At 60.2% G+C, this 12,324-nt stretch carries 10 protein-coding genes; 8 read left to right on the plus strand and 2 right to left on the minus strand.

The genetic code is table 11. From position 1 onward, the window contains the following. The first annotated feature begins 10 nt into the window (after positions 1 to 10). The 4 genes from CGA22_RS07190 to CGA22_RS07205 all read left to right on the plus strand — a co-directional run bounded on the left by CGA22_RS07190 (position 11) and on the right by CGA22_RS07205 (position 5,475). On the plus strand, positions 11 to 889 hold the full coding sequence (locus tag CGA22_RS07190; protein WP_041020745.1) for an endonuclease/exonuclease/phosphatase family protein: 879 nt from the start codon (positions 11 to 13) through the stop codon (positions 887 to 889). Then, positions 886 to 2,901 (plus strand): GGDEF domain-containing protein, encoded by a 2,016-nt coding sequence (locus CGA22_RS07195; RefSeq protein WP_041020746.1) that lies wholly within the window; start codon positions 886 to 888, stop codon positions 2,899 to 2,901. The genes CGA22_RS07190 and CGA22_RS07195 overlap by 4 nt, the downstream gene beginning before the upstream one ends. Before the next feature lie 104 nt (positions 2,902 to 3,005). Then, positions 3,006 to 3,785, plus strand: coding sequence for an N-acetylmuramoyl-L-alanine amidase (locus CGA22_RS07200; RefSeq protein WP_041020747.1), 780 nt, complete (start codon positions 3,006 to 3,008; stop codon positions 3,783 to 3,785). 76 nt (positions 3,786 to 3,861) lie between these two features. After that, positions 3,862 to 5,475 (plus strand): EAL domain-containing protein, encoded by a 1,614-nt coding sequence (locus CGA22_RS07205; protein WP_041020748.1) that lies wholly within the window; start codon positions 3,862 to 3,864, stop codon positions 5,473 to 5,475. An 11-nt stretch (positions 5,476 to 5,486) separates the two neighbouring features. Here CGA22_RS07205 and CGA22_RS07210 read toward each other — a convergent pair whose 3' ends face one another. Then, a complete protein-coding gene (locus CGA22_RS07210) occupies positions 5,487 to 7,277 on the minus strand; it encodes an ATP-binding protein (RefSeq protein ID WP_041020749.1) in 1,791 nt (596 codons plus the stop codon). Positions 7,278 to 7,287: 10 nt separating this feature from the next. Next, the gene (algB, locus tag CGA22_RS07215; protein WP_041020750.1) at positions 7,288 to 8,634 is read right to left on the minus strand and encodes a sigma-54-dependent response regulator transcription factor AlgB; all 1,347 of its coding nucleotides are present in this window, start codon (positions 8,632 to 8,634) and stop codon (positions 7,288 to 7,290) included. Positions 8,635 to 9,071: 437 nt separating this feature from the next. Between algB and CGA22_RS07220 the strand changes: the two genes are divergently transcribed. From CGA22_RS07220 to gltP, 4 genes are all read left to right on the plus strand, one after another. Beyond that, positions 9,072 to 9,359 (plus strand): hypothetical protein, encoded by a 288-nt coding sequence (locus CGA22_RS07220; RefSeq protein ID WP_041020751.1) that lies wholly within the window; start codon positions 9,072 to 9,074, stop codon positions 9,357 to 9,359. Positions 9,360 to 9,439: 80 nt separating this feature from the next. Beyond that, positions 9,440 to 9,604, plus strand: a complete 165-nt coding sequence (locus CGA22_RS07225; protein WP_003177151.1) for a DUF1328 domain-containing protein — start codon at positions 9,440 to 9,442, stop codon at positions 9,602 to 9,604. A 2-nt stretch (positions 9,605 to 9,606) separates the two neighbouring features. Next, entirely contained in the window at positions 9,607 to 10,071 is a 465-nt protein-coding gene (locus tag CGA22_RS07230) for an inhibitor of vertebrate lysozyme family protein (protein ID WP_041020752.1), read from the plus strand. Positions 10,072 to 10,774: 703 nt separating this feature from the next. Next, positions 10,775 to 12,106 carry a glutamate/aspartate:proton symporter GltP gene (gene gltP / locus CGA22_RS07235; RefSeq protein ID WP_041020753.1) on the plus strand — a complete coding sequence of 444 codons (1,332 nt, stop codon included), beginning with the start codon at positions 10,775 to 10,777 and terminating at the stop codon, positions 12,104 to 12,106. Positions 12,107 to 12,324 lie beyond the last annotated feature (218 nt).

The raw sequence follows: 12,324 nt of genomic DNA on the forward strand, positions 1-12,324 counted from the left end.
CGCCCTCGTCATGGCTCGCTGGAGCTCCGAACGCATCGTTGGCCTGCATGAGCCGCGGGTCAACGAGCATCATGTCGCGTCCACGGGCCTGCCCGCCGACAGTCGTTTGCGGCTGCTCAGCTTCAACATCCAGGTGGGCATCAGCACCGAACGCTACCGACATTACCTGACCCGGGGTTGGCAACATCTGCTGCCCCACACCGGGCGTGCCGGTAACCTGCAGAAAATCGGCGACCTACTGAAGGATTTCGACCTGGTGGCCTTGCAGGAGGCCGATGGCGGGAGCCTGAGGTCAGGCTACGTCAACCAGGTGGAGCACCTGGCCCAACTGGGTGCGTTTCCCTACTGGTATCAGCAACTCAATCGCAACCTCGGCCGTCTCGCCCAGCACAGCAATGGTGTGTTGAGTCGCCTGCGGCCCTGGGCGATCGAAGACCACCCGCTGCCGGGTCCGAAGGGGCGCGGAGCGATCCTGGTGCGCTTCGGCGAAGGGCCGGAGGCCTTGGTCGTGGTCATGATGCACCTGGCCCTCGGGGCGCGTACCCGAACGATGCAACTGGCCTATATCCGTGAGTTGATCGGTGGGTATAAACACCAGGTGTTGATGGGCGACATGAACACCCATGCCAACGACCTGTTGCAGACGTCGCCCCTGCGCGACCTCGGCCTGCTCGCGCCGCAACTCGAAGCGACATTCCCCAGCTGGCGCCCCCAGCGCTGCCTGGACCATATTCTGCTGAGTCCGACCCTGACCCTTGAGCGTGTCGAGGTCCTGGCCCAGCCCATTTCCGATCACCTGCCGGTTGCAGTCGAAATTCGTCTACCGGGTTCGCTCACGGCTGACGCATTTCCTGCGCTGAGTGCTGCCCCTTGTGGACCCGATGAATGAGCGACGACGCCGAACGCTGGAGAGAGAAGTACCTCAAGAGCATTGAACAGCAGGAAAAGCTCGAGCGCCGCTGGGATGCCCGGCTCGACTTGCTGCGTCGTGGCCTGGTGCGCAGTACCCTGGCCGCCGAGGGCACGGACCGGGCCGTTGATCAATGCATGAAAGAGATGCGCGAGGTGGTGCGCACCGATGACATGGACGCCGCCCTCGCCGCACTTTTGCCACGCCTGGAAAAAGCCGTGCTGGATTCCGAGCAGCGCCGCGAGACCCGGGCCGAACAAATGAGCACCGCATTGACGGCGTTGGTCGCTCAGCTACAGACCCTGCCGCTGCCGAAAGAAGTGCGTCGGTCGCTGAAAAAGTTTGCCAAGCACCTGGAGGCGCGAGTCGACCAGGCCCGTGAAGTTCCCCTGTTGCTCAGCGAGTTGAGCGGCTTGCAAGGCAAGGCGCTGAGTGCATTGGAGATGCCTGCCGAAGCGAGTCGTCCCGGCCTGCTGCAACGGCTGTTTGGTGGTCATGGTCACGAAGAGACGGCCCCTCAGTCACAGGCCCCCGTTCCGGACAACGTTGCTCTGGTGCCACCGACCGAAGCGCCACCGCCAGTGCCGACGTCCCTTTCCGCCCTCGTCATGCCGACGGTGGAGCAGGCCCGGCCCATCGATGAAGCCCCTGAACCGGTTGCCTTCATTCCGCCGATGGTCGACCCCGTTCCGAAGCCTGCCACCGACATTGCCCCGCCGGCCCTCGAACCGGAGCAAGCCACCGGTCCAGTACCGACTGCCGCGGAGCCTGCGATTGCCGCCGCGCTGGAGAATCCCGACGAGCTGGTGCCCGAGGCGCCATCTCCCGTGCCGGAGGAAGCTCGGTCCCCTGATACAAAAGCTGATGAGCCTTCGACTACCGTCGAGCCACTGTCCGTCGATCCGGATGAGGCCCATTACGCCCTGCCCGACTCTCCGGAACCTTCCTACAGTTCGGTGGCAAAGCACATCGAAGACACCCTGCTGGGCCTGCTGGGTGACCTGACCTTGCCCGAGCGTCATCGCCCTCAAGCCGAGGCCATGGGTGAACGCCTTAGAAATGGTTTGAATTGGTACGAACTACTGCCGATTCTCGACGATTTCGCGACGCTCATGCTGGCCATCACCGACAGTGGCCAGCTTGAGTTCGAAGCGTATCTGCAACGTCTCAATGATCGGTTGGAGTCGTTCCAGAGCAGCTTGCGCGCGGCCAGTGAAGGCCACGCAGACAATCTCTCGGCCTCCAGGGAAATGGACACCCAGATCCGCGAGCAAGTCGATGGTCTGCAAAGCAGCATGCAGGAAGCCGACGATCTGGAAGGACTCAAGCAGGTCCTGGAGAACCATCTGGAAGGCCTGCTCGGTACGATGGACCAGCACCAGAAGCAGCGTGACCAGCGCGAGCAGGAGGTTTCCAGCCGCCTCAAGAGCCTGGCCGAGCGCGTCGCGGTGATGGAGCAGGAAGCCCAGGTCGTGCGTGAGAACCTTGAGGAGCAGCGACAAAAGGCACTGATTGACCCGCTCACCGGGTTGCCCAACCGCGCTGCCTGGACCGAGCGGCTTGAACACGAGGTCACCCAGTGGCAGCGACACGGCAACAGCTTGCTGCTGGCGATGCTCGACCTCGATCACTTCAAGCGGATCAACGACAACTACGGTCACCTGGCCGGTGATCGGGTGTTGAAAATCATCGCCACCGTGTTGCGCAAACGTCTACGGGGCAGCGACTTCATCGCTCGCTTTGGTGGCGAGGAGTTTGTCCTGCTGGTGCCCGATACGCCCCTGGCGTCGGGTGCCAAACTGGCTGAGGGCCTGCGGGCAGCCATCGAAGCTTGTCCATTTCACTTCAAGGGCGAGCCGGTGACGATTACCGTGTCCGTGGGCATGACTGCATTCAAAGCGGGCGAACACAGCGATCTAGTGCTCAAAAGAGCCGATCAGGCGCTATATCGGGCGAAATCTGCCGGGCGTAACCGAGTGGAGCTGGGCTGAGGTCAATTGTTCCATTTTGTTTAATATCGGAAGGCAAGCCGGATCCTTGCACAGCGATACGTTACACTGTTGCATTATTCGTCATCCGTAGACGCATGTGCGCCATGAAAATTGTCTCGATCATTGTCTTTTTACTGACCCTGGCCGGTTGTGCCAGCGGTCCTCGGCTTGATACCAGCCACCCGTCGGTGAACCATGACAGCCGTATCCAGTTCGTCGTGGTGCATTACACCTCGGCTTCCCTGGAGCGGTCCCTCGCGCTGCTGACCCATGGCGAGGTCAGCGCCCATTACCTGATTGGCGACGACAAGGACGCGACCATCTATAAGCTGGTAGATGAAAGCCGGCGCGCCTGGCATGCCGGGGAAAGCGAATGGCAGGGGCGGACCTGGCTCAACTCCAGCTCCATCGGCATCGAGATCGTCAATCCGGGCTACGTCGACAGCCCCACTGGGCGTCTCTGGTACCCCTATAGCGAAGCCCAGGTCCAATCCTTGATCACGTTGCTCAAGGACATCACCCGGCGCAACGCGATCAACCCGGTCAACATCATCGGCCACAGTGACATCGCCCCCCTGCGCAAGCTTGATCCGGGGCCGTTGTTCCCTTGGAAGCGCCTGGCAGAGGCAGGCCTGGGCGTCTGGCCGGACGAACAGGCCGTGGCGCGCCAGCAGGCGTTCTTCCTGACGCAACTGCCGAGTGCCACCTGGTTCCAGACCGAGTTGGCCGGCCTCGGCTACCCGACGCCCCGCACCGGCGAATGGGACGTGGCGACCCGCCATGTGCTGGCTGCCTTCCAGATGCGTTATCGACCGACCCGGTTCGACGGTACGCCGGACGCGCAAAGTGCGGCGATCCTGCAGGTACTTAACCAGACAAAATAATGACGCCTGTCCGACGATAAAGGCTAAATCCAAATCAGCGGCTATAACTCATTGGTAACTTTCGGATTATCAATTGATGAAGGCTGCCCGAGAAACCCTGCAAAGCTGGCTCCATCGCCCTCTCTTCCTGGCGACGGTAGCGGCTGCCCTGAGTACGCTGCTCCTGCTGGCGGGGAGCCTGTTCGTTGTCATGCAGCAGACCCAGCAGCGCGAAAGCGACTTGATGAATGCCCAGGGTGAACGTTTCCTGCAAAGGCTGGAACAGCTTTTCGGGCAGTTGCGCGAAAGCCTCGATGACCTGCAAAACCAACCGCTGCGCGGGTGCGACGACGAGATGATCGCGACCTTGCAACAGGTCAGCTTCAACTACCGCTTCGTCTACGAGGCGGTGTATATCGACAGTCGCGGTACTTGCTCCAGTCGTCCACGCCAGAGTGGATTGTCCCTTGCCCATGCGCCCGACTTACGGGGCCCGACCTACAGTTATTGGCTAAACACCACCACTGAGCCCGATGAAAACCGAGCTGCACTGATGTTGGGGCGTGGTAACTTTCGGGTCGCCACCTCCAGAGGGCATCTGACCGACGTGGTTGATCTGCCGCCCGGCAGCAGCCTGCTGGTGGTCCTGGACCATGGCGAGCGTGCCGTTCCCGTGCTGGGGAGCGATCAATATTGGCCCCCCACCGAGCCTTGGCCGCCGAAAAACCGCAATGCCCTGCAGGTGACAGCGACCCGGCTGATCTATCGCATGAAGACCGACAGTCCGGAATATCAACTGGTGCTGATTGCCCAGCGCAACGGCTTTCATATTCCGGCGAACGCTTGGTGGATGCTGCCCACCAGCCTGATATTGGGCCTGGGGATCGGTTTCCTGGTGTTTCTGCTGGCGCGCCAGCGTCAATCCATGGATGTCGAGCTGCATGGGGCCATCCGGCGAGGTGAGTTCCAGGTGCTGTATCAGCCGATTTTCGACTTGCGCAGCCGTAATTGTGTCGGTGCTGAAGCCTTGTTGCGCTGGCGGCGACCGGACGGCTCCTTGACCAGCCCGGAGCTGTTCATTCCGATGGCGGAAGATACCGGGCAGATCCGCCAGATCACCGACTTCGTCTTGCAGCGGCTGTTTGACCAGCTGGGTCAGCTCTTGCGAGCCAATCCGCAGCTCTATATTTCGGTGAACCTGGCGGCATGCGATGTGATGGTGCCGCGCATCGGCGAAGTGATCGCCCGCTTGCTGGCGCGGCATCGGGTGTCGGCGCGGCAGATTGCCTTTGAAGTGACGGAGCGCGGGCTGATCGATGTATTGGTTGCCAGGGATAACCTACAATCGTTACGCGATGTGGGTCATCAGGTGCTGATCGACGACTTCGGCACCGGTTATTGCAGCCTGGCTTACCTGCAGACCCTGCCGGTGGACTGCTTGAAAATCGACAAGGCCTTTATCGATGCCCTCGGCCACGATGCCGCCAGCAGCGGCGTGGCCCCGCACATCATTCGCATGGCCCACGCGTTGCAACTCAAGGTGATTGCAGAAGGGATCGAGCACGAGGCTCAGGCGTCATACCTGCGTAGCGAAGGCGTAACGTTTGGCCAGGGTTGGCTGTTTGCCCACGCCCTCAGTGCCGTGCAGTTCATTGAACTGATTACCCGCGGTCGACGACGACTTGGGCGGCGCCTGGACGACGAGGCTTAGACAATACGGCCTCAAACCGTCAGCGCCATGTAGAACTGGGTGCCCTGCCCTGGCCTTGAGTAGACACCCATGCGCCCACCATGGAGCTGAACGATCTCCTTGCACAGCGCCAGCCCGAGGCCTGCGCCACCTTTCTTGCGTCCGACCTGGACAAACGGTTCGAAGATCCGCCCCTGTTGACCATAGGCAATGCCTTCGCCGTTGTCTTCGACGCTGATGATCACCCGTTCGCCATGGCGCCGGCCCTGCAGGCGGATCTGGCCGTTGTCGCCGGTGTGCCGCATGGCGTTGTCGATCAGGTTATCCAGCACCCGCTCCAGCTGCGCCGCGTCGGCATGCAGGCGCGGCAGCGGGCCCTGGATTGCCACGAGCAACTCGATGCCCTTGGCTTGGGCCTGGGCGGCAAATCGCAGGCGGGCCGCTTCCAGCAAGTCTTCGATGGAGCAAGGGGCCAGGGTCAGCTTTTGCAGGCCGTTCTGGTAGCGCGAGAAGTTCAGCAGGTCATTGATGAGCTGCATCAGCCGCTGCATTTCTTCATTGACGGTGTCGAGCAGGTCAGCCTCGCGGGACTCTTCAGGAAAATGGACGCGCTCGCGCAACAGCCCGAACGCCATGTGCATGCCGGTCACCGGCGTTCGCAGCTCGTGGGAAGCCCGTAACACGAACTCACTGCGTACCCGTTCGAAGGCGCGTTGTTCGGTGACGTCGTGCAGCACCATCACCGCCCCGAGAATATGCCCCTGGGTATGGCTGACGGGCGTGAGACTGTAGGTCAACAAGCGGGATTCGCCATCCACCTCGATGCTCAGGTCGTCCGGTGCCCGCTCCAGCGTTCCGCCGCGCAGCACCAGGTGCAATTCCTTGTCCAGATCCGGGCGTCCAAGCGCCTCGCCCAATCCCTGCCCCAGGCGTTCCTCGTCCCAGCCCAATTGTCGTTGGGCGACCGGGTTCAGGTGCTCCAGCCGGCCCTGGCGGTCGATCATCAGCAAGCCATCGTCGATGCTGTCGAGCACCGCTTGCAAGCGCTGCTGGCCGGCCAGCAGCTCATCGACATTGGTGGCCTGATGCTCACGCAGGGCCTGGGCCATGATTCCGAAGCGACGTGTCAGCAGGTTCAGTTCAGGGGAAGAGGAAACCGGCAACGTCACTTCGAAGTTGCCCTGGCCGATGTCGTCCGCCGCCGAAACCAGTGCTTCGATCGGTGTCCCGAAACGCCGGGCGATGCCATGGGCCGTGATGAAACCGATGACCAGCACCGCCACCCCCACCAACCCCAGCAGGCTGGAAATCAGCAACGCTCGGTCACGGGCGCGGGTCTGGGTGTCGCTGATGTTGTTCAAGGCGTGCCGATACCCTTCGATCAGCCCGTTACGCAACACGTTGAATTTCTCAGTGAGGTCCTGGATGCCCGTGAGCTGCGGCGGCTGCTGGCGAGTGGCCGCAAAGGCCTCGAGAAACCCAAGGTAGTCGGCTTTGGCCTGGGTGAAGTTCGTCATCGGCTCCTCCAGGCCCTGCTCGTGCGTGATGCCCTCTTCCAACAGACCGAAATATTGCTGCTTGGACGCTTCGAGCGCAGCCAGGTCGGGCTTGTCATCGAGCATGATCATCAACTGGTCGCCCAGGGTCTGGCGCAGTTTGAGGCCCAGGTCCAACAGGATGAAGTTGTCACGCACCGATTGTTCCTGGGTATTGGCCATTTGCATCACGCTGACCAAGCCAAGCAGCAATCCCAGCAAAGCCACCGTTATCAAGGCCGAGATACTGAGAAACAGTCGAGTGCGCAGCTTCATCGCCAGTTTCATAGGGTACCGCTCATAGGTTGTATTGCTTGCGTTTGCGATACAGCGTGGAAGCATCGATGCCCAGGGTCTTGGCCGCCTGGTCCAGCGTATCGGCCGTGGCCAGCACCGCACCGATGTGGGCCTTTTCCAGTTCGTCGAGGCTCAGCGCGGCGCCGATGCGCGGTGCGTTGTTCACCGGTTGCTCGGCCATGCCCAAATGACTGATCTCAACTTTTTCCTGGGGACAGATGATGCTGGCACGCTCCACCACGTTACGCAGTTCCCGGATGTTGCCCGGCCAGCGGTAGCCTAGCAGCGCTTCACGGGCCTCATCGCTGAATCCTCGCGCCGGACGGGCATACTCCTTGACGAAGCGGGCCAGGAAGCGGTCCGCCAGGGTCAGGATGTCTTCGGCGCGCTCGCGCAGCGGCGGCAAATGCAGCGTGATGACATTCAACCGGTACAGCAGGTCCTCCCGAAAACGTCCGTCACGGACCATGTCTTCAAGGTTCAGGTTGGTCGCCGCGAGGATTCGCACGTCCGCACGGCGAGTGACCGGGTCGCCGACCCGTTCGTACTCCTTGTCCTGAATGAAACGCAACAATTTCGGTTGCAGTGTGAGGGGAAAATCGCCGATTTCGTCGAGAAACAGCGTTCCGCCGTCCGCCTGGTTGACCCGCCCCAGCGTGCTCTCGCTGGCACCGGTGAACGCACCACGGCTGTGACCGAACAATTCACTTTCCATCAGCTCGGTTGTCAGCGAGGGACAATTGATGATGACACAGGATTTTTTCGCGCGTTTGCTCCAGCCGTGGATCGCCCGGGCCAGTTCTCCCTTACCGGTACCGGACTCACCAAGAATCAGGATATTGGCGTCGGTGCTGGCCACCTGGCGGGCAGTCTCCAGCACCACCTTCATTGCCGGGCTGTGGGAGTCAAGGCCGTCCTTGGGTTTACGTATCTCGCCTTCCAGTGCCTCCAGCCTTGCCGACAGCTGGCGGACTTCCAGTTGCTTGGCGGTCGCCAGGCGCAACTGATCCGGGCTGCATGGCTTGACCAGATAGTCGGCCGCACCGGCCTGGATAGCATCCACTGCAGTGTCGACTGCCGAATGAGCGGTGACGATCACCACGCGCATCCACGGCGCCTGGATGCGCATCTGGGCCAGCACATCGAGGCCGTTGTCTTCGCCCAGGCGAAGATCGAGAAAACACAGGTCGAATACCTGGCGCTGCAACAAGGTGTCGGCCTGGGCGGCGCTGTTGGCGGTGGCGACGGTATAGCCTTCGTCTTCCAGGCAATAGCGGAACGTACGCAGGATGGCGGACTCATCGTCTACCAGCAGAATGCGGCCTTGATGCTCAGTGGCTGATTCCATTTTTCCTACGCTCCTTTAATGAATGATGTTGGTTAGTGTCAGAAAAATCGGGCAAGTTGCATGGTCGATTCTGAGCGAATATTACCTATAGAAAGGGTCGCCGTGAGCTGTGGCGTTCTAAAGACCTGATTTGTGTATGTTTTTTCGGGTTCGTCCGCGATGAGTGACCAGGCCTGCCCATTCCGACCGCTATTTACGGTCGGCAATTCAAAAAGAATCCGATCGCCTTTCTCCCCTTCATTCGTGCAATACGCACGACTCCGTCCAGGGCCATCGTGCAGGATGCGCTTTTGCAATTTTACGGATCAGATGTAACCGTATGATTATTAAAGGGTTTTTCTCGATAAAATTCTGGCATGCCGCCTGCAATAGTCTGGTCATCGTGGCGTTAGAGCGCCTCAACCAGATCACCACCCGGGGTGGGGAGGAATTCCAGGATGAATTTGCAACGTGCCGCCCGATTACCCATTACCTCCCTGCACATCCAGCAGGGGTTGTGGGCTGTTCTGGCATTGCTGGTGACCCTCGTCGTGGGCCAGCAACTGCTCCTCTGGCACTACAGCCAGCAGCCCGAGCCAGCGCCGGTGTCGATTCATCGAGCTCCTCAAACCCACTTCAGCGCCGTCAGCAGCGTCTCGGAAGCGTCCTCCTCGATGCGGATGATGGATGTCGATCAGGCTCAGCCGATCACCGACATGCCCCGTCAGGAGCGCTGGGTGTTTTAACTCGATGACCGTGCGTCCGACGCGTCCGGAACCATTCCAAGCAGTCCCTAACTAAATAGAAAAGCGTAAGGAGAATCACCATGTTGAGCTGGGCAATTACCTTCCTGATCATTGCCATCATCGCTGCGGTCCTGGGCTTCGGTGGTATCGCCGGCACCGCCACGGGCATCGCCAAGATTCTCTTTGTCGTGTTCCTGGTGATGTTCATCGCCTCGTTCTTCTTTGGTCGTCGCGGCCGAGGCTGACCATGAACGCTGCATTGAAAGGACTGGCCGCCGCCCTGCTAATGGGCGGCAGTGCCATGGCAATGGCTGCCAATGACGGACAAATGCGGGTCAATCAATTGCTTGAGGCTGACGCGCAGTACCGTGAAACCTGGCAGCACGTCGTCAAGAAAGAAGAGCGCCTGCCGGAATGGGTCATGAATCTGTCAGGCGATTCGGAACAGATGAACGCTGTCGAGGAAGACGGCGACAAATATCTGGTGGGTCCACTCTGTGAAACCCAGGCGACGTGCCGCAACGAGCGCTTGTTCGTGGCTTTCAGTTTCGACAAGGACAAGGCCTACGCCTTACTGGTGGAGGTACCCGCCGGGTTGCCCGCCGACAAGTCGCCAAGCCGTCATGCCAACTACCGCTTCCTCGGCAATCCCGATGAAGGTATGCAAGAACTGTTAATGGAACAACTCAAGAAAGATCCCAACTGGTACTAAGTTCTGGATAACGGGAAAAGCAGCCTCGCTTTTCCCCTGCACAGCCCGAGGAGGGCCGATGCATGACCAGGGGGCCGGGACGTTCTGACCATTCAGGGTCGGAGTGACCTACGGGCACAAGGGGTGCCTGCGAAAGGGCCGGGTCAGGAAAAAGCTGCGACGCAGGTTCGTGCAAACGTAACGGCTTGGCGAACCTGCGTAGAGCTTAACCAGTAAGAAGCCCGTTCCAGAGCGGCTGGTTATTCGAACTTCACACCCGCCCACACTGTGCGGCATTTTGTCCCGTCACATCTCTCCTTTCCCTGACGTCTGACCGTATATCGGAGAGCTTTCCAGCGCTTGCCGTTGCCCTCGGCTCGTCAGCGGGTAGCCGTTTCATCGGTTTTTCCGACAAGTGAAATAAAGCCCGGCTACGCTGAAACCGCCGGTTACGGCATTTATGCCTGATGAAATGGCGCATTCGGTCCACTTGGGATGCGAGTTTCGTTTTGAAAATCTCATGCCGATTCGGCATAGGGTAGGCGTTTACGGCATTAGACGTGCCCACCTCGCATCGCAATAGTTGCGCCTTTTTTCGCCCGCCAGTAAGCCGCCAGTGCGCGCTCGGGGTGACCTTATACGGGGGCAGGAGCACGACTCGTATCGCCATGGGGCGGTTCGATTTGCGCTTCTGTCCGAGTCCAAACGAAGTAAGGGTAACGATATGAAGAAGGCAAAATTAAGCCTCGCCTGGCAGATCCTCATCGGTCTCGTGCTCGGGATTGCACTGGGCGCGCTGCTCAACCATTTCAGTGCCGAGAAGGCCTGGTGGATCAGCAACGTGCTGCAACCGGCGGGCGATATCTTTATCCGTCTGATCAAGATGATCGTGATCCCGATCGTGATTTCCTCGCTGATCGTCGGCATTGCCGGGGTCGGTGACGCGAAGAAGCTCGGGCGTATCGGCCTCAAGACGATCCTCTACTTTGAAATCGTCACCACCATCGCCATTGTCGTCGGACTGCTGCTAGCGAACTTCTTCCATCCGGGCACCGGCATCGACATGAGCACCCTGGGCACGGTGGACATTTCCAAGTACCAGGCCACGGCCGCCGAAGTGCAGCATGAGCATGCCTTCGTCCAGACCATTCTCAATCTGATCCCGTCGAACATCTTCGCCGCGCTGACTCGTGGCGAGATGCTGCCGATCATTTTCTTCTCCGTACTGTTCGGCCTGGGTCTTTCCAGCCTGCAATCGGACCTGCGCGAGCCGCTGGTGAAGATGTTCCAGGGCGTGTCCGAAAGCATGTTCAAGGTCACCCATATGATCATGCAGTACGCCCCGATCGGCGTGTTCGCGCTGATCGCAGTGACTGTGGCGAACTTCGGTTTCGCCTCTCTGCTGCCGCTGGCGAAACTGGTGATCCTGGTTTACGTCGCCATCGCTTTCTTCGCTTTCGTGGTCCTGGGCCTGATCGCCCGTCTGTTCGGTTTCTCGGTGCTCAAGCTGATGCGCATCTTCAAGGACGAACTGGTGCTGGCCTACTCCACCGCCAGCTCCGAGACCGTGTTGCCGCGTGTGATCGAGAAGATGGAAGCCTACGGAGCCCCGAAAGCCATCTGCAGCTTCGTGGTGCCGACCGGTTATTCGTTCAACCTCGATGGTTCGACGCTGTACCAGAGCATCGCGGCGATTTTCATCGCCCAGCTGTACGGCATCGATCTGTCCATCAGCCAGCAATTGCTACTGGTGCTGACGCTGATGGTCACCTCCAAGGGGATCGCCGGCGTGCCGGGCGTGTCCTTCGTGGTCCTGCTGGCGACCCTGGGCAGCGTCGGTATCCCGCTGGAAGGTCTGGCCTTCATCGCCGGTGTCGACCGTGTCATGGACATGGCCCGTACCGCATTGAACGTGATCGGAAACGCCCTGGCCGTGCTGGTAATCTCGCGCTGGGAAGGCATGTACGATGACGCCAAGGGCCAGCGCTACTGGAATTCCCTGCCGCACTGGCGCAGCAAGGAGCCGCTGCCGGCCGGTGAGCCTTCCAGTCGCTGATCCGCCTGGAACTGAAATGTTTGTGAGAGCAAAAATACCTGTGGGAGCAAAGCTTGCTCGCGATAGCAGTCTGTCAGCCACATCGAGCCAGCAGACCTTTCGCTGATCGCGAGCAAGCTTTGCTCCCACAGGGAATGCTCTATGTACCCTGTCTGAACCCCGGAGAAATCCGGGGTTTGTCGTTTCTGCCGGCCCCGCTATCATTCGCGGCATCTTCC

The sequence above is a fragment of the Pseudomonas sp. PSB18 genome, from assembly GCF_014596565.1.
Taxonomy (GTDB): domain Bacteria; phylum Pseudomonadota; class Gammaproteobacteria; order Pseudomonadales; family Pseudomonadaceae; genus Aquipseudomonas.